We start from the raw sequence: 23,446 nt of genomic DNA, 5'->3' as shown, positions 1-23,446 counted from the left end.
GCTCATCAAGACGTGGGTTCCCGGCCTGGATAATATTCGAATCTCGTCTCGCGCCCTGACGTCAGTGATGTCATGACATTGAGGAACGTGCTGCGTGAGAGATGATTTGGGCGAGGTCTTCGGGGCGGCTCCACATGGGCCAGTGTCCGGTCGGAAGGTCAATAAAATCACGGTGCAGGAGGTTGGCGACTTCGGCGAACATGGGGTGACCGGCGTTGGCTAGCTCCATCAGCTGTGTGCTCGAGATCGAGCAGCACACCATGGTGGTCGGGACCTGCAGGCGGGCATCATTGGTAAGTTTCACTGGCTGACGAAGTACAGGGCCGGGCTCTGGAACTGCCCTGGCTCGGAAGCGCTCGAGAGCGTGACTGCTGAGACCCTCAATGCTTGCTTGTTGCGTGAGTACGTCGAAAGGCGGCAGGGGTAGTTCGGCTAGTTCCTGCGGCATATCCGGGGCGAAAACGCTTCCAGATGCTACCGGCCCGCTATCGATCCAGACCACGCGTTTCACGAGTTCGGGGCACTGATCGAGCACAAGACTGACCGGGGCGTTGGCCCCGCTGTGTGCCGCGATGACCACCGGCTGCTCGACGGAAGCTGCGGCTTGACTCATGGCCTGTGTGATTGCCGTCGCCTGGTCGTCGAGAGTCCTCGACGCTCGTTCGCGATCGCCCTGGTCCAAGCCGGGTAGGGTCAGTGAAATGGTTCGTTGGTTAGGGTTAGCGGCGGCGAGGTGCTCCACCACCTCATCCCATGCCCAGGCACCTAGCCAGTGACCGGCGATCAGGATGATGGTTGGTTCATGCGTATGTGTCGTCATACTGTGATGCTAGTTTGCCCTCAGGACAGCTGTATGTCACTATTTCTGACATGATTTTCTCTGAGGTTCAGGAGTGAAGCGGGCAGAGCGACTTCACGCCCTGTCTGAGATGCTGCGCCGTAACGGTTCCCGTGGATGCACTGCTGATCGGCTCGCAGAGGAATTCGGCGTGTCCGTGCGGACGGTCAAAAGGGATCTCACCGCCCTGGAGAACAGCGGTGCGCCGATCTGGTCACGCCCAGGGCCCGGCGGCGGCTACGGTGTGGCCACTCGTGCAAACCTCCCGCCGGTTAGCCTCACCCCTGCGCAAGCGGTGGCGCTACTCGCGGCCGTTTCAACCGCTTCCGAGGCTCCTTACGCAGATTTGGCTTCCTCTGGTGTGCGGAAGATTCTGGACGTTCTCGACCCTCGGACCCGAGCGAAAGCTGACGAGCTTGCAAGCCGCATTTGGGTGAACAGGCCGTCCTCTTCTCAGCGTGTTGTCAGGTCGGCCCTCGAAGAAGCGATGGCCGATCAACGTGTTGTTCGTATTCGCTATGTCTCGGGTGATGGCAACGAGACGATTCGTGACGTAGAGCCGATCATGTTTGGATCCACTCATGATCGTTGGTACCTGATCGGCTGGTGCCGGTTACGCAGCGATATCCGCTGGTTCCTGATGGCACGAATAGAACAGGCGAGTGTCACCAAGATTCCCTGTAGTGGTCACCAGATTCAGGAAGTCGGTATACCCCCGGCGACGGCAAGGTCCGTGCAGAACTGAGGCAAGCCGGGTTATAAGGAATGGGTGAATCGGTGACAGTCAGGGCTCGACGTGGACCGGGTGAATCGTGCTCGAACACTCTCCCTTAAGTGGCCACGCGCTGGTGGACCTGGGCTCCATACTGGATGTGGATCCCCGCACCGTAGGGCGCTATCTCAGGTTGGATGACGTTACGTTGCGATCACGGGGGAGGCGATCACACCAGGTGTGAGGATACTCGCGGGTCTTGTGTCCGGGGGTTTGTGTGTGGTGTGCGCGAGTTACCTTATTCGTCGTCGAACCGGCCACGAGGGCTATATCGCTCCGCAAGAGCGGTTCCGATGGTTGCGAGGTGGTTACGCACTCCGTGAGGGCCGGTGACATCGAGCCACTCCACGAGCCCGGAAATGTGTCCAGCCAGCCCGTACTCGCTGTGACCGTGGATGACGACAGGGATGCGCCCGTCAGCATCAGCGTTCCCAACCTCCAGATCACGACCGACGGCGGTGCGCAAGAAACCGATCCCCTCGGGAGCGCAGGTTGCGTGGACCTCAACAGGTGCACGCCTGCGGTCGATAGTATCGGCGATTTGATGCCAAGCCTCCGCGAGATCGAAGTCCAGAGGGCGTTGGACCGGCTCTTCCGTCGGCATGACGGCTGAGACTCGATCAATGCGGAAGGTGCGCCGTCCCGCATCGGTGTGAGCGACGAGATACCAGAACAGCCCCTTCGCGACGACACCCAGCGGGTGGACGATCCGGTCAGTCTCGATGCCAGCGCTGCTTATGTAACCGAGCCGCACTTGAGTGCCGAGGATCACGGCATCGTACAGTGCATCGAGAAAATCAGGGGGAGACTGATCGACGCGAGACGAACCCCACGGATGTGGGTCGACTACCTGAGCGGATGCGGCCGCTTCCGCCTCGTCACGGAAGGGCTCGGGTAGGGCGCGAACGAGCTTCCGCAGCGCGTCTTTCACCGCCGGGGTCGTCGCCGCGGCGGAGCCGGAGACCAGAAACAGTGCACGGGCCTCGCCTGCCGTGAGTCCAGACAGATCGGTACGGCCCCCTCCGAGGAGGCGCCAACCGCCGTGCCGTCCCCGAACCGAATAGAGAGGGATTCCTGCCATACTCAGAGCGTCGAGGTCACGGCGTGCCGTGCGCTCAGATACCTCGAGCTCTTTGGCGACCTCGGGGGCAGTGACCACATCGCGGCGTTGCAGCATTAGGAGTATGGCCACCAGCCGGTCGGATCGCATACTGACCATACTCTCAGAAAAACCGGTCATCAGGTGTCCTGTATACGCTTCTAGATTGGAGTTATGAACTCAGCCCAGAACGCTACCGATTTCCCCGAGCCCACCATAATCTCCCTCAACGGCATTGAACTGGAGGTCTTCGAAGCCGGACGGCAGAACGCAGGTAACCCCATTGTGCTCTGTCACGGATGGCCGGACCTCGCCTACACCTGGCGGCACCAAGTGCCCGCGCTCGTCAACGCGGGCTACCACGTCATCGCACCCAACCAACGAGGCTACGGCAACTCGACCCACCCATCAGACGTGACCGCGTACGACGTTGCGCATCTATCCGGCGACCTCGTCGCCCTTCTCGATCACTACGGCTACAAAGAGGCGACCTTCGTCGGTCACGACTGGGGCGCTATGGTCGTATGGAGTCTCACACTGCTGCACCCGACGCGCGTGAACCGCATAATCTGCCTCAGCCTTCCATACCCCGTCCGCGGAGAGGTACCGTGGCTCGAATTTATGGAAACGGTGCTCGGTAGCGACTACTACTTCGTGCACTTCAACCGGGAACCCGGCGTTGCCGATGCGGTGTTCGACGCGAACCCGGCCCGCTTCCTCAACAACCTGTATCGCAAGAACGAACCGCTCAGTACACCGCAGCTCGGAATGACGATGATTGAGATTGCCCACACCACGACACCTCCGGGAGAGCCTCTACTGAGCGACCATGACCGTGCCGTCTACGCTTCCACCTTCGAAGCGTCCGGCTTCACTGGCGGGATCAATTGGTACCGAAACTTCGATCGAGACTGGCACCTGCTCGCCGACGTTGACCCGGTCATCCACCACCCTGCGCTCATGATCTACGGAGATCGCGATGCTGTTCAACAGGCTGAGAACCTCACCGCGTTCGTTCCCAATGTTGAAGAGGTCCGTCTTGACAGTGGACATTGGATCCAGCAGGAAAGGCCGGAGGACACCAATCGCGTAATTCTGGAGTGGCTAAATCGCGACAAGACCGCCGCCACGTCAGACGAGTAGCCACAGGCGCTGATCCCAGACCCCAAAAGAATCGTAGGCGATCTGGAGGCGCCCCTCCGCTCGGCATTCGTAAGAGCAGACCTGTCGGGACCCGCGCCCTACGTCTCGCGTGCTCGATTCAGACGTTCCATGGACTACTGAGCCGCCCGGAATCTCCGAATCGAGCCCGCCTGGGCTCAAGATTCGAACTTAGTTTGGCTCAACGTGAGGTCATGATCTCGGATCCCTCGGCGGTGACGCGAAGCGCAGGGGCAGCCCCTCGGTCATCCATCAACTCAGCGGGAGCGATTGACGGCCCCGCAATGATCGAACCAGCACTGCACCCTATGTAGGGGAGCCCGGCGCGCACGCGCTCAGCGAGCACATCGCCGGTTCCGTTTGACCGAAGCGCTTCGAGTAGCACAAAGGGTTCACCGCCGGCCACATACACAGCATCAAGAGAGTCCAGCGTGTTGCCGAAGCTCTCCGAGTCGGTATCGCGAGCGAGAATCTCGACGATGTCGTACCCGAGCGCCTCCACGCCAGCGCGCTCTCGGGCAGCAAACGGCATCCCCTCAGCCGCGTCTGAAATGTACCCAAGCCGCAACGGTCGGGAAAGCGATCCCACGCACTGAGTGAGGAAACCAGGCACGGCACCGACGTTGATTGAGAGCAAGAGCAAATCCATTGTCCTCAGGCTACCAACGGCCTCCGACGGGCTCCCCGGACACGAATGAATTCCCCGCCGAACCCACGACCCTGTTTACGAGGTCGCAACTCCGAACATTGGGTGCCCCCTGCTGGATTCGAACCAGCGGCCTTCTGCTCCGGAGGCAGACGCTCTATCCCCTGAGCTAAGGGGGCTCGGGACCTCAACAACATTAGCATCGGCGGCGGCAAATCTCCGCATCCGGCCCGGGCATCGTGTCCCCACTCCACGTTAGAACGAGCGCAGCGCCTGGTTCATCAGGGGAGCGGCCTCGGCGTCCGTGGCAAATACGGCCGACGACATCACGATCCAGGTGTTGCCTTTAATGGCTTGTGCCAGGTCGGCGCGGTCCTGCACGGTGAAGGATGCCGCATCGGCGGTGAACAGTGTGGTGGGCGTTCCTTTATCGAGGTACTGCGCGGTTGCGGTCGGCACGGCGTCATCGTTCAGAGTGATGACGGCCATTTCGATAGAGAAGCCCCCGCTTTCGCTCTCCCACGCGCACAGCGTGCCACCCGCGGTGATCACGTCTTTGACGGTGGGGTCGGCCGGGCTGAACTGCTCGCGAGCCGAGAACCCCGTAGCCACGGTATCGACGGTGGCCTGGGGCAGTATCGTGTCGCAGGCCACGCCCGGATCGGTGCCCGCGATTGTTCCGTTGGCGGGTGTGGTGGGCGCGGGCGTGGCCGGTGTGGTGGTGGTCGGGGGTGCCGAGGGACTAGCGGGGGAGGTGGGCAGGCCCACCGGGTTACTGTCGCTGCTCGCACAGGCCGAGAGTGTTCCGGCTGCGAGGAGGGCGGCGGTCATTAAGCTGAGGGGGCGGGCGATGCGCGATGTCATAGTGTTCTCCCGGGTGACATAAGAAGGGTAGTGTTCGCCCGCGCTGAGCATCAGAGCGGTGCTGCATCGAGCGTAACAACGTGGATGCTCGTGGTGGTGCAACGCGCCGGTTCCTCTCGGGGAGTCCACGGTATCCGGGAGAAATCTGGACGTGAGCCTGGATAAACGCCGGAAAATCGCTCACCCTCCGTAACCGGTCAGGCGGAAACACTAGGATTATTCTTCGTGACACCAGCCGAACTCTCCGAAGCCCTCCTCGCCATCGTCAACTCTGCCATTGCGCAGCACGACGAGGCGGATTTTACCGCAACCATCGCCGATGTGCTCCTCGAACGACCCCGCAACCGTGACCACGGAGACTGGGCGTCCAACGTCGCGATGAAGTTTGCGAAGCGTCTAGGCACCAACCCCCGCGCATTTGCGGACGAGATCGCAGTGGGTCTGCGACGGGTTGAGGGCGTGTCCGAGGTGGAGGTGGCCGGCCCCGGCTTCATTAACATCCGCCTGGATGCCGCCGCCGCGGGTCAGATTGTCACACAGATTGTGGCGGCCGCGGGCAGTTTTGGCCATAACGCCTCGCTCGACGGTCTCAGCATCAACATGGAGTTTGTGTCGGCCAACCCCACGGGTCCGCTGCATATGGGCCACACCCGCTGGGCGGCGCTCGGCGACTCTATTGCCCGCGTGCTCACGGCATCCGGGGCTGCCGTCACCACCGAGTACTACATCAATGATGCCGGTGCGCAGATGGACAAGTTTGGCCTGTCCGTGCTGGCCGCGGCCCAGGGCAAGCCCACCCCCGAGGGTGGCTACCCCGGTGCCTACATTGCTGAGCTCGCCCGACAGGTGCTCGCCCAGCGTCCCGATCTGCTCGACCTGCCCGAGGCGGAGGCACTCGCCGAGGCCCGCGAGCGCGCCTACCTGTTGCAGCTTGCCGAGATTAAGCGGTCGCTCGAAAACTTCCGCGTGCACTTTGACGTGTTTTTCTCGGAGCGTACCCTGCACCAGACCGACCCCGCCACGGGGGTGAGTCCCATTGAGGATGCCATCGGTCGCCTGCGTGAGCAGGGGCACGTCTTTGACGAGGAAGACGCCGTGTGGGTGCGCACCACCGACTTCGGCGACGATAAGGATCGCGTCTTCACCCGTGGCAACGGCATTTACACCTATTTCGCTGCGGATGCCGCCTACTACCTCAGTAAGAAGGACCGCGGCTTCACCGAGAAGATTTACCTGCTCGGAGCCGATCACCACGGTTATGTGCATCGTCTGCGGGCCCTCGCGGGGGCGGCGGGGGAAGACCCAGACGTCAACATCAAGGTGCTCATCGGTCAGCTGGTCAACCTGGACGGGGCGAAGCTGTCCAAGCGGGCCGGTAACATCATCGAATTGGATGATCTGCTGCAGTGGCTGGGTGCCGACGCGCTCCGTTACTGGTTGGCCCGATATCCGGCGGACTCGCCGCTCGCCCTCGACGGTGAGAAGCTGCGCAGCCGCAGCAACGATAACCCTGTCTTCTACGTGCAGTACGCCCACGCCCGCACGAGTGCTGTTGATCGCAACGCCGCCGCTGCCGGGGTTACCCGCGAGGTGTTCCGGCCGGAGCTGCTCACCCACGAGACCGAAAGTGTGCTGCTGGGTGCGTTGCAGGAGTACCCGCGTGTGGTTGCTCACTCGGCGCTGCTGCGTGAGCCGCACCGGATTGCTCGTTATCTTGAGGATCTGGCCGGCAACTATCACCGCTGGTACGATCTCTGCCGCGTGACGCCGATGGGCGATGAGCCGGTCGGCGAGATTCACCACACGCGACTATGGCTCAACGATGCCGTGGGTCAGGTGATCCGCAACGGGCTTGACCTCCTGGGCGTCAACGCCCCCGAACGCATGTAACGATCACTTTCATCGAGCCCCGGGGGTAACAGTGAACAAGACCATGAAACGCCTCGTCATCACCCTGTCGGTGTTTACCGTGCTTCTCGGGCTGCTTGCCTGGGGTGTGGGGGTGATTGACCCCTGGGTGCGGGCTCGAGTGGCCGACGTCATCGCGGGAGCGGTCTCTGATCGGGTAGACCCGGCGGATCGCAAGCGGGTCATCGCCGAGATTGGGGGCTTTTCGATCTTTACCCAGCTGGCCTCGGGTCGCCTGGATGATGTCACGGTGACGGCCCCCGAAGCCACCCTGGGCAGCGCAACGGGGGATCTTTATCTGACGCTCACCGGGATGCCGGTTGACGCCGCCATCCCGTTTACGAGTGGCAAGCTCCGGGTGACCATGCCTGCGAACACCCTCGCCGAGAAGGCTGTCGCCGCGGCTGATAACCAACTGGTTGGGTTGAGCGCCGACGGTGACCAGGTGAAGGTTACGAGGGGTTTTTATGTTGCCGGGTATAGCCGGGTGTTTGAGGTGTGGCTCGACCTGACGGTGCAGGGCCAGAACCTGGTAATAACACCGGCACGAGCGGCCGAGGACGGTGTGGGGAAGACCTTCGATGAACTCCGGGCAGCCTACGGCAGCAGGCTGGGCGACAGTCTTGACCCTCGGACCGCGTGCGTAGCGCAGTACTTTCCCCGCGGTGCAACCCTGGACGGCGTGACCGCGGAGGGTAGTAATCTCGTGTTCGATTTCACGCTCGCCGCAGATTTTATTGCGAATCCGGAGCAGCGCGAGGCGGGTTCCTGCGCGTAGCCCGTGATCGCGGGGTGCGCTCCTGCATCGGCTCAGCGTGCCGCGGTGTGTGACCCCGCAGCGGTGAGTCCATCGCGGCCAGGGTATCGGCTCCCCGCCCGTACAAGCATTGCGCCGAGGGCCAGCACGCTCACCGACACGAGAGAGGTGCGTACAAAGGCAAAGGCACCACCGAGGCCTCCGTTTCCCCCGTCAATCGCGGTCGAGGTCACGAGGTCGGAGAAGACCAGGGAGGCCGACATGATGGCATAGACGCTTCCCGCGAGAACGAGGAGCCCGCCCAGTAGCTGTTTGGGGAAGGCTCGGCTGCGCTCGGGTGCGCTGCGTTTCCGGGCCTCGTTGCGCAGCGAGCGGGCCTGTACAAAAAAGAGGACGGCCAGCCCAGCCGAGGCGATCACGGTCAGGCCGAGGGCGACGATCCCCGGTAGGGAGGGTGCACTATTGGCGATGGCCAGGCAGATCACGGGCGTGTAGAAGAGGAAGTACCAGCCCGCCGCAGAAAAGGAGACGCTGGCGGGAGTGGTGACGGGAGCGTCCAAGGAGTTCACACTCACAGACGGTAGCAGCTTGGCCGCTGTGGGGCACGGAAGAGGGGCAGTGCCCGGTTCTGTCGTCACACACGAGGCCCGGGCCACCCCCTGCATACGCCGCCCGCTAGGATAAAACGGTGTCTGCCACGAATACCTCCCTGAGCACAAAGCTGTTTTCACGCGGTGTCGCGCGTGCCGCCTCCGGTGAGGCCACCGTTGCCGGTGTCCCCGTCACCGAGATTGCGCAGCGTTTTGGCACGCCCGTGTACGTGGTTGACGAGATGGATGCCCGGGGTCGTGCCGCCGAGATCCGGGCTGCCTTTGACTCCGCCTTCACCCGTATTGGCACCACAGCAACGGTCTACTACGCCGGTAAGGCTTTTCTCTGCACCGAGGTTGCCCGCTGGATGGTCGAGGCTGGCCTGGGCGTTGATGTGGCCAGCGGGGGAGAGCTCGCGGTGGCCCTCGCTGCCGGGGTGCCGCCCCAGAAAATTGGCGTGCACGGCAATAATAAGTCGCGCGCCGAGATTGATGCCGCAGTGTCGGCCGGTGTGGGCAGTATCGTCATCGACAGCCTGGTCGAGATCGAGCGTGTCGCGGAGGCCGCGCGTCGATACGGTGTGACGCAGCCCGTGCGGTTGCGGGTGAACAGTGGTGTGCACGCCAGCACTCACGAGTTTCTCGCCACCGCCCACGAGGACCAGAAATTTGGCTTGCCGATTACGGGTGCACCCGCGGCCGTCGCCGCCATCCGCTCGCACGGTAGCCTGCGTTTTTTGGGTCTGCACTGCCATATCGGTTCGCAGATCTTCGCCCCCGAGGGTTTTGCCGAGTCGGCTGCGCGGCTACTCACTCTGCACCGGGACTTACTAACCGGTGGTCCGGTGCCCGAATTGAACCTCGGTGGCGGCTTCGGCATCGCCTATCTGGAAAGTGACGACCCGCCCGCGATTGCGGATCTCGCCAACCAGATTGCCGACACGGTGCGCGACACAGCAGCCGAGCTCAACATCCCCTTGCCCGTTGTCGCGTTTGAGCCGGGTCGCGCCGTGATCGGTAGCTCCACGCTCACCCTGTACACGGTGGGCACGATTAAGCCCGTTGAGCTCCCCGAGGGCGGGGTGCGCACCTATGTGAGCGTCGATGGTGGTATGAGCGATAATGCCCGTCCCTCTCTTTACAATGCCGAGTACACGGTGCGCCTCGTGAGCCGCGATTCGGCGGCCGATCCCCTCCTCATCCGTCTTGCAGGCAAACACTGTGAGAGCGGCGACATTCTGATTTACAACGACTACCTGCCTTCCGATATTGCCGCCGATGATCTGGTGGCCGTCCCGGGCACCGGCGCATACTGTTGGTCGCTGTCGAGCAACTACAACTACCTGGGGCGTCCCCCCGTGGTGGCGGTGCGTGAGGGTGAGGCTCGGCTGATTGTGCGCGGCGAGGGCATTGCAGAGTTACTCTCCCGCGATTGTGGGATTCCGGCCGGGAGCATTCCCGCCACTAAGCGAGGAGAAGAATGACCGACTATCGCAACCTTCGAGTGGCACTTCTGGGTGCCGGGTCCGTGGGATCACAGACCGCTCGCCTGCTTCTGGAGCACGCGGATGAGCTGGCCTCGCGTGTGGGGGCACGGCTCGAACTCGCGGGGGTTGCCGTGCGTAACCTCTCCGCGACGCGTGATGTGCAGCTTCCTGCCGAGCTCTACACGACCGATGCGGAGGCGCTCATTGAGAGCTCCGATATCGTCGTCGAACTGATGGGCGGTATCGAGCCTGCCCGCACCTATATCATTCAGGCGCTCACCTCGGGGGCCGATGTGATCACGGCCAATAAGGCCCTGCTCGCCGAGCACGGCACCGAACTCTTCGCTCTTGCTGATCGCGTGGGCGCACAGCTCTACTACGAGGCATCCGTGGCCGCGGCTATCCCGATCCTGCGCCCGCTGCGTGACAGCCTCGCAGGCGACCGGATCAACCGAGTCATGGGCATCGTCAACGGCAGCACCAACTACATTCTGGACCGGATGGACCGCTATGGTGATAGCGCCGAGGATGCCGCCCAGACAGCGCTGGAACTGGGTTTTCTGGAGGCTGACCCCACGCTCGACGTGGAGGGTTTCGACGCCGCCCAGAAAGTCACCATCCTGGCGAGCCTCGCATTTCACACCAGAGTTCCGGTCAGCGCCGTCTACCGTGAGGGCATTACGGGGGTGACGCTCGACCAGATTCGGGCGGCGAAGAACGCTGGCTACGTCATCAAGTTGTTGGCCATCGCCGAGCGGTTGACTGATCCCGAGACCGGGGCCGACGCCATTTCGGCTCGCGTCTATCCGGCTCTGATTAGCCGCGAGCACCCGCTCGCCTCCGTCTACGAGGGAAAGAATGCCGTCTTTGTTGAGGCGGAGGCTGCCGGCAGTCTCATGTTCTACGGTGCGGGTGCCGGTGGTGTGGAGACCGCCTCGGCCGTGATGGGCGACCTCGTGTCGGCCGCGCGTCGGCACGTCGCGGGTGGTCCCGGACTCGCCCAGAATGCGCACGCCGACCTGCCGCTCCTGCCGGTCGGCGCGATCAATACGCGATACCACATCACGCTTCGGGTCGCCGATGAACCCGGGGTTCTCGCCCGCGTGGCGAGCGTCCTGGCCACCCACGGAGTCTCCGTCGAAAACGTGTTGCAGACCGTTCCCGACGCGGCGGATGCAGACGGCACCGCTACGCTGGTGATCGGAACGCACACCGCACGCGAGGCGGCCCTCGCCGCAACGGTAAAGGAATTGGCGGTCATTGGGGTTGTGCGAGCAGTATCCAGTGTCCTGAGAGTTGAAGGAATCTAATGGCTAACTTGTGGCGCGGTGTCATCCGCGAATATGCAGATCGTTTGAACGTGACCGATGCAACTCCTGTGGTCACCCTGGGGGAGGGTGGCACACCGCTGATCCCGGCCCCCGCGCTCTCGGCCCGTACCGGTGCGAACGTCTTTGTGAAGTACGAGGGGATGAACCCCACCGGTTCGTTCAAAGATCGCGGAATGACCATGGCGATCTCTAAGGCGGTCGAGCACGGTGCCAAGGCGGTTATCTGTGCCTCGACGGGCAATACCTCGGCCTCGGCCGCCGCCTATGCCACCCACGCCGGGATCAGTTCGGTTGTGCTCGTCCCCGAGGGTAAGATCGCGATGGGCAAACTCAGCCAGGCGATCGCGCATAATGCGAGCCTGCTTCAGGTGCAGGGCAACTTTGACGACTGCCTGGACATCGCCCGCGAGCTATCCGCCAACTATCCCGTTCACCTCGTAAACTCGGTCAATCCCGACCGTATCGACGGCCAGAAGACAGCTGCATTCGAGATTATCGAGCAGTTGGGCAAGACCCCCGACTTCCACTTTATTCCTGTGGGTAACGCCGGTAACTACACCGCCTACCACCGTGGCTTCCGTGAGTTTGCGGATGCTGGCCTTGCCACGCACGTGCCCCGGATGTTCGGCTTTCAGGCCGAGGGCAGCGCGCCCATCGTGCTGGGCCACCCGGTGAAGAACCCGGAGACCATCGCGAGTGCCATTCGGATCGGTAACCCGGCCTCGTGGGAGCTCGCGCTTAGCGCGCGGGACGACAGCAACGGCTATTTCGGCGCGCTCAGTGATGCCAAGATCCTGGAGGCGCACCGGATACTCTCCGCCGAGGTGGGTATCTTTGTGGAGCCCGCCTCCGCCATCAGCGTGGCCGGTCTTTTGGAACGCTCGGCCGCCGGTGAGATCCCCGCGGGGTCAACGGTTACGGTTACGGTTACGGGCCACGGTCTTAAGGACCCGCAGTGGGCCCTGCGCACCGATGATGGCTCTGATGTGCAGCCCACGGTTGTTCCGGTTGATGTGGCGCAGATTGCCGACGTGCTGGGCCTGGTGAAGGGAACCGCGTGAGCCTGATCGGTCGTACTGTTCGCGTTCGGGTCCCGGCGACGACGGCCAACCTGGGCCCGGGGTTTGATACCCTCGGCCTGGCCCTCTCCCTGTACGACGAGTTGGAGGTGAGCGTCCGCGACGCCCCCGGAGCCTGTGTTGCGGTCCACGGCGTGGGGGCGGGCGAGGTGCCCACAGACGAGAGCAACCTCGTTGTTCGTGCCATCGCGCACACTTTCCGGGCTCTCGGTCAGGATCTCCCCGGCCTTGACCTCATCGCCCACAACTCCATCCCACACGGGCGTGGCCTCGGTTCCTCGGGCACCGCGATTGTGTCCGGCATTACGGCCGCTCGCGGCCTGCTCGACGGTGTGGTGGATGTTGACGATAACAGGCTCCTGGCTCTCGCCACCGAGATGGAGGGCCATCCCGATAATGTTGCCCCCGCCCTGTTTGGTGGTCTCACGATTGCCTGGACTACGCCCGAGGGCCCCAAGCACAAGAAGCTCATGGTGCACCGCGGTGTGTCGCCGCTGGTGCTTGTACCGGAGTTCACCCTCTCCACCGAACTGGCCCGCAGCCTGCAACCCGAGTCGGTGCCGCATGAGGATGCTGTCTTCAACGTCTCCCGCTCGGCGCTCCTCATCGCGGCCCTCACCCAGAGCCCTGAGCTCGTGTTTGAGTCCACGGAGGACCGTCTACACCAGACCTACCGAGGATCGGCTATGCCCCAGACGCGCGATCTGATTGCCGTGTTGCGGGATGCGGGCTACGCGGCCGTTGTCTCCGGGGCAGGCCCGTCCATCCTCGTTCTCTGCACCTCACCGGCGGAGCGTGCGGTCGCCGCGGACCTGGCAGTTTCCTCCGGCGAATCGCCGTGGCGCGCATTGCCGCTGGCTGTTGACGTCAAAGGTGCTACAGTGGAATTCGTGTCCTAACGGAACTCACGCAATCGCGTTTCGAGTTTTGGGGTACACGTTATCCTCAATCAGCCGCTTCCGCGGCCCGGTTGATCACATATGCACTTTGAGTGCGGCAGTTCAGCGTGTGCGATTCGCGCAGACCATCGTGTTTGCGGCGTGCACTCGGCTGCCTTTTATCCCGAAAGGAATACATCGTGGAGAACACCTCCAACGTTCCTGCATCATCAGAGGGTGCCGTATCGGCTCCTGTTGAGACCTCTGCCCCCGCTGTTGCGGAGACCGAAGCTCCGAAGAAGCGCGTGACCCGTCGCGCCACCTCCACCACCCGCGCCACGAAGGCTGCTGCTGCTCCTGCGGCCGATGCCGTACCGGTTATCGCCGCCGCAGAGACCGCCGCCGAGGCGGCTCCAGTTGAGGCCCCGAAGAAGCGCGCCACCCGTACCACTCGCAGCCGCACGGCCGCTGTGGTGCAGGCTGCTGCTGAGACGGAGGCCGCCGCTGCGCCCGCTGCGGAGAACGCCCCCGCCGCCGCTGCCATCTCCGCTACTGCCCCCGAGGTCGAGGCCCCCGCCGCTCCCAAGAAGCGTGCCACCCGTACGAAGAAGGTTGTTCCGGCCGTTGACGCTCCCGCGGAGAGCACCGTTGTCGCCGCACCGGTTGAGAAGACCTCCGCCGCACCGGTTGAGACTCCCACGACGACGAAGGCTCCCGCTGCCGCCACGGCCGCCGTTGAGGCTCTTGTGGCCGAGGTTGCCGCAGCAGGGTCGGCGAGCAGCGCTGTCGCTGAGGCTCCGCCCGCGACGAAGAAGCCCGTGCGCACCAAGCGTGGACGAAAGACCACTCCCGTCGCCGCACCCGCCGAGTCCGGCGACGCGACCGGGAACGAGCAGTCGGCATCCGCCTCTCCGGTAGCCGACACCCCGGTTGAGGCACAGACGGCGGGCACGTCTCCCGATAACGCCAAGCGAAACGACTCACGCTCGCGTAACAATGCCCCCGCTGAGAGTAAAGACGGCGATACCGCCGACAAGGAGCAGGGGGGTGCCGGCGGTACTGAGCGTCAGAGCGGTCGGCGCAATCGTAATGATCGCACGAGCAACCGCAACGACCGCAACACGAATGGCGGAGATCGCAACACCAACGAGCGCAATAACGGACCGAGTGAGGACGAGGAGAACCCCCGCGGTGGTCGTGATGTCGAGAGCCGCAACAGTCGCAATCGTCAGCGTGACCGGAAGCGTCGCGGTGGTTTGAGCGATGAGCTTGAGCCCGAGATCACCGAGGACGATGTCCTACTCCCCATTGCTGGCATTCTGGATGTCCTCGATAACTACGCGTTTGTGCGCACGAGTGGGTACCTGCCCGGCACCAACGACGTGTATGTGTCCCTCGGTCAGGTCAAAAAGTACAACCTGCGCAAGGGTGACGCCGTTGTTGGCGCGATCCGTCAACCGCGGGATGGCGACCACAACGGCCGTCAGAAGTACAATGCCATCGTCAAGATCGACTCTATTAACGGCTTGAGTATCGAGGAGAATGAGAACCGCGTTGACTTCAACGCGCTCACCCCGCTCTACCCCCAGGAGCGCCTACGTCTGGAGACCTCCTCAGAGAAGCTCACCCAGCGCATTATTGACCTGGTCTCGCCCGTCGGTAAAGGCCAGCGCGGACTCATCGTCGCACCCCCGAAGGCGGGCAAGACCATCGTGATGCAGCAGATTGCCAACGCGATCGCGGTCAACAACCCCGAGGTACACCTGATGGTTGTCCTGGTTGACGAGCGTCCCGAAGAGGTCACCGATATGCAGCGCACTGTCAAGGGTGAGGTCATCGCCTCCACCTTTGACCGCCCCGCCGAGGACCACACCACGGTTGCCGAGCTCGCCATCGAGCGGGCCAAGCGTCTGGTTGAACTGGGCCACGACGTCGTTGTGTTGCTTGATTCGATCACTCGCCTGGGTCGCGCCTACAATCTGATTGCCCCGGCCTCCGGCCGTGTGCTTTCCGGTGGTGTGGATGCCTCGGCGCTGTACCCGCCCAAACGTTTCTTTGGCGCCGCCCGCAACATTGAGAACGGCGGTTCGCTCACTATCCTCGCCACTGCGCTGGTGGAGACCGGATCCAAGATGGACGAGGTTATTTTTGAGGAGTTCAAGGGAACCGGCAATATGGAGCTCCGGCTGTCGCGTCAGCTGGCCGACAAGCGTATCTTCCCGGCTGTCGATGTCACCGCGTCGAGCACGCGCCGCGAGGAGATGCTGATGGGTGCCGACGAGGTCAAAGTCACCTGGAAACTGCGCCGCGCGCTCAGTGGGCTCGATCAGCAGCAAGCTGTCGAGGTTGTCCTGGGCAAGCTCAAAGAAACCTCCTCTAACGTCGAATTCCTGATGCAGATGCAGAAGTCGGGCGCTATCTCTTCTGTGAAGGACTAGTCACGTGTTTGAATCGGTTCATACACTCATGGCGGAGCATGCAGAATTGCAGGAGCAACTTGCTGATCCTGCGCTGCATGCGGATCCGGCCAGGGCAAAGAAGGTCAACCGGCGCTACGCCGAGTTGAGCAAGATTCGGGCGGCTCACACCGCCTGGGTTCAGCAGGGCGAAGACGTGGAGGCGGCTCGTGAGCTGGCCAAAGAGGATGACAGCTTTGCCGAGGAAATCCCGGCCCTCGAAGAGGGCCTGGTCGCGGCGCAGGAAAAACTGCGCCGTCTCCTCATCCCGCGTGACCCCGATGATGGGCGCGATGTCATCATGGAGATCAAGGGCGGCGAAGGTGGGGCCGAGTCGGCACTCTTCGCGGCCGATCTATTGCGCATGTACATGCACTATGCCGAGTCGATGGGGTGGAAGACCGAGCTTCTCGAGCGAACTGAGAGCGACCTGGGCGGGTATAAGGATGTTCAGGTCGCTATCAAGAGCAACGCCACCGATCCCTCTCAGGGTGTGTGGGCACACCTCAAGTACGAGGGCGGAGTGCACCGGGTACAGCGCGTTCCGGCCACCGAGTCGCAGGGGCGCATCCACACCTCCACCACGGGTGTGCTGGTGTTCCCCGAGGTCGATGAGCCCGGTGAGGTGGAGATCCACCCCAACGATCTCAAGATCGACGTGTACCGCTCCAGTGGTCCGGGCGGCCAATCGGTGAACACCACGGATTCCGCTGTGCGCCTCACCCACCTGCCCACAGGTATTGTGGTGGCGATGCAGAACGAGAAGAGCCAACTGCAGAACCGTGAGGCCGGAATGCGCGTGCTGCGTGCCCGCATCCTCGCTCGCCAGCAGGAGGAGATTGCCGCCGAGGCGAGTGCCCACCGTAAGACCCAGATTCGTACGATGGATCGCTCGGAGCGTATCCGCACCTACAACTTCCCGGAGAATCGTATCGCGGATCACCGTACGGGGTATAAGGCGTACAACCTGGATGCGGTCATGAACGGTGCCATCGGCCCCGTCATCGACTCCTGCATCCAGTTCGACGAGGAGGCCCGCCTGGCCGATCTGGGCGACAATAACTCGTAACTCGGCCATGGTAGGTAGCCAGCAGCCCCGGCGGGTCAGTGTCGGGGCTGCTGGCGTTAATCCTTAGATGTAGATGGCCGGATCAATGTAGTCGGTGTCGGGGAGACCCTGGCTCCCAGCGGTCTGTGCGGGCTCGGTGATCCCGGTACCGGCGGTGCCGGGCCGGGTGGCCGTTGGGTGTGGATAGCGCGGTCGCGCCCGGGCGGGGATGCCAACGAGCAGCGACTCGGCGGGCGCATCCTTCACGACAACCGCGTTGGCTCCCACGACGCTATCCGCGCCGATGGTGATATTACCGAGCAGTTTTGCCCCCGCGCCGATCACGACGCGGTTGCCCACGGTGGGGTGCCGCTTACTGCGTACACTCGTTGTGCCGCCGAGCGTGACACCGTGGTACATCATCACGTCGTCACCCACGATGGCGGTTTCACCGATGACCACACCCATCCCGTGGTCGATGAAGACTCGGCGACCGAGCACGGCCCCCGGATGGATCTCAATCCCGGTCGAAAATCGGGTGAACTGCGAGAGGATACGCGCGGCCAGGCGGAATCCGTGGGTCCACAGCCAGTGGCTACGGCGGTGCCAGAATACGGCCTGTATGCCGGAGTATGCGAAAAAAACCTCGGCTCCGCTGCGCGCGGCCGGGTCGTGGGCGCGCGCAGCGGTGAGGTCTTCACGCAGGTGGGAGAAAGGAAATCGCACGAATGCCAGGCTAGTCCAGTAAATCCTCGTAGAGGACAGTAGAGATGTAACGCTCGCCGAAGTCCGGCACAATCACCACGACGGTTTTGCCTGCATTTTCGGGGCGCTTGGCTACCTCCACCGCGGCGTGTACGGCGGATCCCGAAGAAATACCGGCGAGGATGCCCTCGTCGGTTGCCAGGTTCCGTGCCACGCGCAGCGAGTCGGCGAGGGTCACATCGAACACCTCGTCGTAGACGGCACGGTCAAGCACGTCGGGAATAAAGTTCGCCCCGATCCCCTGGATCTTATGCGGTCCCGCGGTGCCCTGGCTGAGCAGCGGCGAATCGAGAGGCTCCACCGCGACCACGTGCAGCTCGGGTTTCCGTTCTTTGAGCACCTGACCCACGCCCGTGATGGTGCCCCCCGTTCCGATGCCAGCCACGAGGATGTCCACCTCGCCATCCGTGTCCCGCCAGATTTCTTCGGCGGTCGTCGCGCGATGGATTGCAGCGTTGGCGGGGTTCGAGAACTGTTTGGCCCAGACAGCCCCGGGGGTGTTCGCCACAATTTCCTGGGCTTTAGCCACGGCTCCGCGCATCCCCTCGCTGCCGGGGGTCAGCACGATTGTGGCCCCGTACGCGCGCAGGAGAACCCGCCGCTCTTTGCTCATGGTCTCGGGCATCGTCAGGATGACGGTGTAACCGCGGGCCGCGCCCACGAGTGCGAGCGCAATCCCGGTATTGCCGCTGGTGCCCTCCACGATGGTGCCGCCAGGCTTGAGCGCGCCGGAGGCCTCGGCTGCGTCAACTATGGCGATGCCCAGGCGGTCTTTGACGCTCGCTGCAGGGTTGTAAAATTCAAGCTTGGCGAGAACGCGGGCACCCGCATCCCCCACAACGCGGTTGAGCTGAACCAGCGGGGTGTTTCCAAAAGCCTCGGTGATATTTGAGTGGATGCGTTGGGTCACGATTCTCCTTTGAGTGATGCGGTACCAGGTCGCGATGGCTCACACTCGCCCCGCTGAACTAATGGTACGGCGATGACGACCCTATCGGTCAAGTGTTACGTTGCTCGGGTCTGCCGACCGATTATGCTGGGTGCGGTGTGCGTGTCGCCGACCCGTGCCCGCATCTCCCGAGAAAGCGATTCCTTATCTCTGATCCACATCACACAGATCCCGTCGAGGCCGGGCTGGACGGTCATCCCCTCGGCCTGGCTGAGTTGCTGCGCGTCTCCGCTCGGCGCCTGGCAGCCGCGGGTGTCCCTGATCCCCAGGTGGATGCGGAACTTCTGATCGCGAGTGTGCTCGACGTGAGTCGCGGACGTCTCCACGCTCTCGCCATCCTCAACGGTCCCTGCCCTGACCAGCTCATTGACCGCGTTGAGCCACTGATCGTCCGTCGCGAGAACCGCGAGCCGCTGCAACACATTACGGGTACAGCGCCCTTCCGGGGGCTCACCCTTCGGGTGGGGCCGGGCGTGTTTATCCCGCGCCCCGAGACGGAGTCCGTCGTGCAGTTTGCTATTGACGCGCTCCGTAGCGTGCCCACGGCGCGTCCTCTCGGCGTCGATCTGGGCACCGGGAGTGGAGCGATTGCCCTGGCGATGGCCACTGAGGTGCCCACCGCACACATTGTGGCTGTGGAGAAGAGCCCGGAGGCACACCGCTGGGCGAGCGCCAACTTTGCGGCCGTTGCGGCGACTAACGCTGAGCTCATACGGGGGGATCTCGCTACCGCGGTCGGCCACCTGGCCGGTCAGGTCAATGTGCTCGTCTCGAATCCGCCCTATATCCCGGCCGCGGCCATCCCGCGAGACCTAGAGGTGCGTCTCTACGACCCCGAGATGGCTCTGTACGGCGGAGTGGACGGCCTCGATGTGGTCCGCGAGATTAGCCGTCTGGGCCGCACCCTGGTTGTTCCCGGGGGCGTGCTCGTGCTTGAACACGCCGAGATGCAGGGCGCGGCGATCCGCGAGCTGCTGCGTGCCGATGGCTGGCGCAGCCCCGAAACGCATCACGATCTCACCGCTCGGGATCGCACCACCACGGCAACTCGCTAGGTGACCGCGATGGAATCGCCCGCCCGATTGGGTGATCTCCCACGCAAACTAACTATCATGGGAGAGTTATGGCTACGGTATTCGATTGCTCGGTGAGCACAGAACTTTTGGCGGGCATGCGAAACGCGCGGGGCGCGCTCAGTCGCGGTGAGCTCGTTGTGTTCCCCACGGATACGGTGTACGGCATTGCGGCGGATGCGTTTTCACCCGCCGCCGTGCATAAGCTTTTGGATGCTAAGGGTCGTACTCGCCAGTCACCACCGCCCGTTCTTGTTTCGAGCCCCGCGATGCTGGGTGCACTTGTTGAAGAGGTCACCCCCCAGGTCACCGCCCTGGTTGAGGCCTTTTGGCCGGGTGCCCTCACTATCGTGCTCAACGTTCAGCCCTCTCTTGCCTGGGATCTGGGCGAGACCGGTGGCAGCGTTGCCGTGCGGATGCCCCACAACGACCTGGCCCTGGAACTCCTGACAGAGACGGGCCCCTTGGCCGTGTCCTCCGCTAACCTCACGGGTAACCCGCCCGCGCTGACCGCCGCAGATGCCCGCGAGATGCTGGGTGATTCCGTCGATGTATATCTTGATGGGGGAGTCGATGTGGTGGGCGGCACCGCCTCGACCATCGTGGATGCCCGCGGGCTCACCGAGGACGGTGGCGAACTCGTTGTACTCCGCCACGGTGACATTTCCATCGAGGATCTGGCCGCGGTCATTCCGCTGGCAACGGTGCGCTAGATGCGCCTCTATTTTTTCATCTGCGTGGTTGCGGCGGTGGTGTCGTTTGTGGCCTCGTGGGCGGTCTTCCGCCTGAGTAAGCGGTACCGTCTTGCTCCGGCAGTTCGGGAGCGGGATGTCCATTCCCAGCCCACACCTCGGCTCGGCGGAATCGCGATGTTTTGCGGCGTGGTGGTGGCATTCGGGGTGGCCTCACAGATTCCATTTTTTTCGATTGTCTTTCTCGATGCCGGTCCGGTCTGGGCCATCCTGGGGGCGGCTCTCCTCATTGTGTTGGTGGGTGTTGCCGATGACCTGTGGGATCTTGACTGGATGATCAAACTGGGGGCGCAGGTGCTTGCCGCCGGTTTGCTCGCGTGGCAGAGCATCCAGATCGTCTCGCTGCCCGTTGGCAATAGCATCGTCGTGGGTTCGCCCGTGGCAAACTTCACGCTCACCGTATTTCTCGTGGTGCTCGTGATGAATGCGATTAACTTCATCGACGGTCTCGATGGTCTCGTCGCGGGCGTTGCGATCATCGCCAATGGTGTGTTCTTTCTGTACAGCTATTTGCTCGTGCAGCAGACGAGCCCGTCCAACCACTTCAACCTGGCGAGCCTGATCGCCGTGGTGCTGGTGGGGGTTTGTATCGGGTTTCTCCCCTTCAACTGGCACAAGGCGCGCATGTTTATGGGAGACTCGGGGGCCTTGCTGGTCGGGTTACTGATGGCCACCTCAACCGTCGCCGTTACGGGCCAGCTGAATCCGGGGTCACTTGATCGCAAGGTACTGCTTGCCGCCTACATTCCGATCATCCTGCCGTTTGCCGTGATGACGGTACCGCTGCTCGACTTTGGTCTCGCGGTCTTCCGTCGGGTACAGGCCGGTAAAAGCCCTTTTACGGCAGACCGCAAGCATCTGCATCACCGTCTTCTCGACATGGGACACACTCACCTACAGGCCGTGCTGATCTTCTACTCTTGGACTGCTGTGATCGCGGTCGGGTTTTTGCTCATCTTTGTGTTCCAATCCTTTGTTTTTCCGCTGATTCTGATGGGTTCCGGGTTTATCGCCTGCATCGTGATGACGCTCGCGCCGCTCGGTCGGCGTAAGCGCACCGAGATCGAGGTGCAAACCGCGGCCGCCGACTCAGCCGCCGCGGATGTCATGGCCCCCTACGACCCACTGGATGAGGCTTCCGAGGGCCGTATCCGCCTCAATGACTAGCCTTTACCCGCCAGTAATCCGACGAAAAGACAGAAGTGATGACCGACCCCATCTCGCATGACCCCGCCACGACACCGGAGGTGGCCTCCGAGGAACGCCGGGTGCCCAGTTCCCAGCCCATTTTGCTCCGAGCGGTTACCGTGGGGGGTATCGCGGCCGTCGTGGTGACGGTTGTTATGTCGGTCATCGGATGGTGCGTGGATGGGGGCACCGGCCTGGCGAGTGGCGCACTCGGTTCCGTGAGTGCGTTTGTTTTCCTTGGCGTGACCGCGGCGAGCATCCTGGTGTCCAACTTTTTTGTGCAGAGCGACTTCTACGTGGTGATCTTCTTTGGTCTGGTCCTGGGCTCCTGGATTCTGAAGTTTGTTCTGTTCATCGTCGCGGCCCTGCTGCTCAAGGATCAGCCCTGGATCAACCCCACGATGTTCTTTATCAGTGTGATTGTTGGGGTGCTGGCGTCACTTCTTGTCGATGTTTTTGTTGTGGCCAAGAGCCGAGTACCGTATGTTGGTGATTTAAGCAAAGATCGTGCCGTCTAGCGAACACTCGACCGTGGTGATCGAGCGTACGTAACTTTTTCTGCTCAGGATTGCGTGTTTTCCCCGCGGTCTTGATAGAGTGGAGCAGTTCCCGCCGCCAGACGTTATTGTTGTGTTGCGTCCGTGCCGGGATGTCCGAAATTCGTCGTCGCCTGAGTTTACGCTCGCGCCCCGATTCAGGAGACAGCTCTGTTAGCTCAAGTTCTGAACATGCACATTCCGTTTGTGTCCGCCAATGATGGTGAGTTCCATGGACCCACTATCAACGAGTTCTTTCCTCCGGTCATCTTCTTTGAGGGAACTCCCTTCGAGATTAACCGCATCATTCTGATTCGGTTCCTCGCGGTCGCCGTCATTATTCTTCTGTTCTGGCTGGCAACGCGCAAGATGAGCGTTGTTCCCGGACGAGGTCAGAGTCTCGCTGAGATGGCTCTTGATCTGGTTCGAGGCGGAATTGCTGAAGATCTATTGGGCAAGGTAGACGGTCGTCGGTTTCTCCCGATCCTCACCGCGATGTTCTTCATCATCCTGGGCTTCAACATCACCGGCATTATCCCCGGCCTCAACATCGCGGCGTCCTCAACGATCGGTTTCCCGCTGGTCCTTGCTGTTGTCTCGTACGTAACCTTCATCTACAGCGGTATCAAGAAGAGCCCTAAGAACTTCTTCAAGAACTCGCTTTTCCCCGCGGGCGTGCCGTGGCCGGTCTACATCATCGTGACTCCGATCGAATTGATCTCCACGTTTGTGATTCGCCCCGTCACACTCACCCTCCGTCTGCTGATGAATATGATCGTGGGGCATCTCCTACTGGTCTTGTTCTTCTCAGCGACGCAGTTCTTCTTCTTCACCGCAGACGGCTTTTTCAAGCTGTTCGGTGTGGGCAGCCTTGCATTCGGCTTCGCCTTTACTCTCTTTGAGATTCTGGTTGCCGTGCTGCAGGCCTATGTATTTACGCTTCTCACCGCTGTTTACATCCAGCTTGCGCTGGCTGAAGAGCACTAACGAGTTTCAGCGTCCGCTGAAATTCACCCACGAAAGGTAAGGAAACAACGTGTCAGTTCTCGCTGAGGTTTCAGGAAACATTGCGACTGTCGGATACGGTCTTGCAGCGATCGGACCCGCCATTGGCGTGGGTATCGTCGTTGGAAAGACGATCGAGGGTGTTGCCCGCCAGCCCGAGCTCCAGGGCAAGCTGCAGGTTCTCATGTGGATCGGTATCGCGTTCACCGAGGCGCTCGCGTTCATCGGTATCGCAACCTACTTCATCTTCACTAAATAGTCCAC

General features: G+C 62.4%; 23 protein-coding genes and 1 tRNA gene. 16 read left to right on the top strand and 8 right to left on the bottom strand.

Annotated elements, in window-relative coordinates; all coding sequences use genetic code 11:
* Positions 1-70: 70 nt before the first annotated feature.
* Positions 71-820: an alpha/beta fold hydrolase gene (locus tag FB466_RS07330; protein ID WP_141917258.1), complete on the bottom strand. Its 750-nt coding sequence runs from the start codon at positions 818-820 to the stop codon at positions 71-73.
* 73 nt (positions 821-893) lie between these two features.
* Here FB466_RS07330 and FB466_RS07325 point away from each other — a divergent pair, with 73 nt between their 5' ends.
* The gene (locus FB466_RS07325; RefSeq protein WP_141917256.1) at positions 894-1,583 is read left to right on the top strand and encodes a helix-turn-helix transcriptional regulator; all 690 of its coding nucleotides are present in this window, start codon (positions 894-896) and stop codon (positions 1,581-1,583) included.
* Between the two features lie 265 nt (positions 1,584-1,848).
* On the opposite strand, the gene FB466_RS07320 is transcribed toward FB466_RS07325, so the two are convergent.
* Positions 1,849-2,850, bottom strand: coding sequence for a helix-turn-helix transcriptional regulator (locus tag FB466_RS07320; protein ID WP_246054574.1), 1,002 nt, complete (start codon positions 2,848-2,850; stop codon positions 1,849-1,851).
* 33 nt (positions 2,851-2,883) lie between these two features.
* On the opposite strand from FB466_RS07320, the gene FB466_RS07315 reads away from it, so the two are divergent.
* Entirely contained in the window at positions 2,884-3,852 is a 969-nt protein-coding gene (locus FB466_RS07315) for an alpha/beta fold hydrolase (protein ID WP_141917254.1), read from the top strand.
* Positions 3,853-4,051: 199 nt separating this feature from the next.
* Here FB466_RS07315 and FB466_RS07310 read toward each other — a convergent pair whose 3' ends face one another.
* The 3 genes from FB466_RS07310 to FB466_RS07300 form a co-directional block, all read right to left on the bottom strand.
* A complete protein-coding gene (locus FB466_RS07310; protein ID WP_211344784.1) occupies positions 4,052-4,519 on the bottom strand; it encodes a Type 1 glutamine amidotransferase-like domain-containing protein in 468 nt (155 codons plus the stop codon).
* Positions 4,520-4,622: 103 nt separating this feature from the next.
* A tRNA-Arg gene (locus FB466_RS07305) sits at positions 4,623-4,695 on the bottom strand.
* A 76-nt stretch (positions 4,696-4,771) separates the two neighbouring features.
* The gene (locus FB466_RS07300; RefSeq protein ID WP_141917252.1) at positions 4,772-5,380 is read right to left on the bottom strand and encodes a hypothetical protein; all 609 of its coding nucleotides are present in this window, start codon (positions 5,378-5,380) and stop codon (positions 4,772-4,774) included.
* Positions 5,381-5,605: 225 nt separating this feature from the next.
* Here FB466_RS07300 and argS point away from each other — a divergent pair, with 225 nt between their 5' ends.
* Positions 5,606-7,270 carry an arginine--tRNA ligase gene (argS, locus tag FB466_RS07295; RefSeq protein WP_141917251.1) on the top strand — a complete coding sequence of 555 codons (1,665 nt, stop codon included), beginning with the start codon at positions 5,606-5,608 and terminating at the stop codon, positions 7,268-7,270.
* 31 nt (positions 7,271-7,301) lie between these two features.
* Positions 7,302-8,066, top strand: coding sequence for an LmeA family phospholipid-binding protein (locus tag FB466_RS07290; RefSeq protein ID WP_141917249.1), 765 nt, complete (start codon positions 7,302-7,304; stop codon positions 8,064-8,066).
* Between the two features lie 32 nt (positions 8,067-8,098).
* On the opposite strand, the gene FB466_RS07285 is transcribed toward FB466_RS07290, so the two are convergent.
* Positions 8,099-8,614 (bottom strand): hypothetical protein, encoded by a 516-nt coding sequence (locus tag FB466_RS07285; RefSeq protein WP_141917248.1) that lies wholly within the window; start codon positions 8,612-8,614, stop codon positions 8,099-8,101.
* Between the two features lie 119 nt (positions 8,615-8,733).
* Here FB466_RS07285 and lysA point away from each other — a divergent pair, with 119 nt between their 5' ends.
* The 6 genes from lysA (at position 8,734) to prfA (ending at position 16,935) form a co-directional block, all read left to right on the top strand.
* Positions 8,734-10,119, top strand: a complete 1,386-nt coding sequence (gene lysA / locus FB466_RS07280) for a diaminopimelate decarboxylase (RefSeq protein WP_141917246.1) — start codon at positions 8,734-8,736, stop codon at positions 10,117-10,119.
* Positions 10,116-11,432: a homoserine dehydrogenase gene (locus FB466_RS07275; RefSeq protein ID WP_141917244.1), complete on the top strand. Its 1,317-nt coding sequence runs from the start codon at positions 10,116-10,118 to the stop codon at positions 11,430-11,432. The genes lysA and FB466_RS07275 overlap by 4 nt, the downstream gene beginning before the upstream one ends.
* Positions 11,432-12,514 (top strand): threonine synthase, encoded by a 1,083-nt coding sequence (gene thrC / locus FB466_RS07270; protein WP_141917242.1) that lies wholly within the window; start codon positions 11,432-11,434, stop codon positions 12,512-12,514. The genes FB466_RS07275 and thrC overlap by 1 nt, the downstream gene beginning before the upstream one ends.
* Entirely contained in the window at positions 12,511-13,431 is a 921-nt protein-coding gene (gene thrB / locus FB466_RS07265; RefSeq protein ID WP_141917240.1) for a homoserine kinase, read from the top strand. Before thrC ends, thrB begins: the two co-directional genes overlap by 4 nt.
* 179 nt (positions 13,432-13,610) lie before the next feature.
* Positions 13,611-15,848, top strand: a complete 2,238-nt coding sequence (gene rho / locus FB466_RS07260) for a transcription termination factor Rho (RefSeq protein ID WP_425460899.1) — start codon at positions 13,611-13,613, stop codon at positions 15,846-15,848.
* A 4-nt stretch (positions 15,849-15,852) separates the two neighbouring features.
* Positions 15,853-16,935, top strand: a complete 1,083-nt coding sequence (gene prfA, locus FB466_RS07255) for a peptide chain release factor 1 (RefSeq protein ID WP_141917238.1) — start codon at positions 15,853-15,855, stop codon at positions 16,933-16,935.
* A gap of 63 nt (positions 16,936-16,998) precedes the next feature.
* Here the strand turns inward: prfA and epsC are convergent, their stop codons facing one another.
* Together epsC and cysK are read right to left on the bottom strand one after the other, a co-directional pair.
* Positions 16,999-17,640 carry a serine O-acetyltransferase EpsC gene (gene epsC / locus FB466_RS07250; protein WP_141917236.1) on the bottom strand — a complete coding sequence of 214 codons (642 nt, stop codon included), beginning with the start codon at positions 17,638-17,640 and terminating at the stop codon, positions 16,999-17,001.
* Between the two features lie 10 nt (positions 17,641-17,650).
* A complete protein-coding gene (gene cysK, locus FB466_RS07245; protein ID WP_141917234.1) occupies positions 17,651-18,589 on the bottom strand; it encodes a cysteine synthase A in 939 nt (312 codons plus the stop codon).
* Positions 18,590-18,813: 224 nt separating this feature from the next.
* Between cysK and prmC the strand changes: the two genes are divergently transcribed.
* The 6 genes from prmC to atpE all read left to right on the top strand — a co-directional run bounded on the left by prmC (position 18,814) and on the right by atpE (position 23,441).
* Entirely contained in the window at positions 18,814-19,683 is an 870-nt protein-coding gene (gene prmC / locus FB466_RS07240; protein ID WP_211344797.1) for a peptide chain release factor N(5)-glutamine methyltransferase, read from the top strand.
* Positions 19,684-19,751: 68 nt separating this feature from the next.
* Complete coding sequence (locus tag FB466_RS07235; protein WP_141917232.1) at positions 19,752-20,414, top strand: L-threonylcarbamoyladenylate synthase; 663 nt, start codon at positions 19,752-19,754, stop codon at positions 20,412-20,414.
* Entirely contained in the window at positions 20,415-21,620 is a 1,206-nt protein-coding gene (locus FB466_RS07230) for an MraY family glycosyltransferase (RefSeq protein WP_141917231.1), read from the top strand.
* Between the two features lie 38 nt (positions 21,621-21,658).
* Complete coding sequence (locus FB466_RS07225; protein WP_141917229.1) at positions 21,659-22,159, top strand: Cg1360 family ATP-synthase-associated protein; 501 nt, start codon at positions 21,659-21,661, stop codon at positions 22,157-22,159.
* A gap of 210 nt (positions 22,160-22,369) precedes the next feature.
* Entirely contained in the window at positions 22,370-23,164 is a 795-nt protein-coding gene (gene atpB / locus FB466_RS07220; RefSeq protein WP_211344783.1) for a F0F1 ATP synthase subunit A, read from the top strand.
* A gap of 49 nt (positions 23,165-23,213) precedes the next feature.
* Complete coding sequence (gene atpE, locus FB466_RS07215) at positions 23,214-23,441, top strand: ATP synthase F0 subunit C (protein ID WP_141917226.1); 228 nt, start codon at positions 23,214-23,216, stop codon at positions 23,439-23,441.
* Positions 23,442-23,446 lie beyond the last annotated feature (5 nt).

The sequence above is a fragment of the Klugiella xanthotipulae genome (assembly GCF_006716695.1).
GTDB classification, from domain to species: domain Bacteria; phylum Actinomycetota; class Actinomycetes; order Actinomycetales; family Microbacteriaceae; genus Klugiella; species Klugiella xanthotipulae.
Note: the sequence above shows the minus strand (reverse complement) of the source record. Positions and strands in the feature narration are given on the sequence as shown.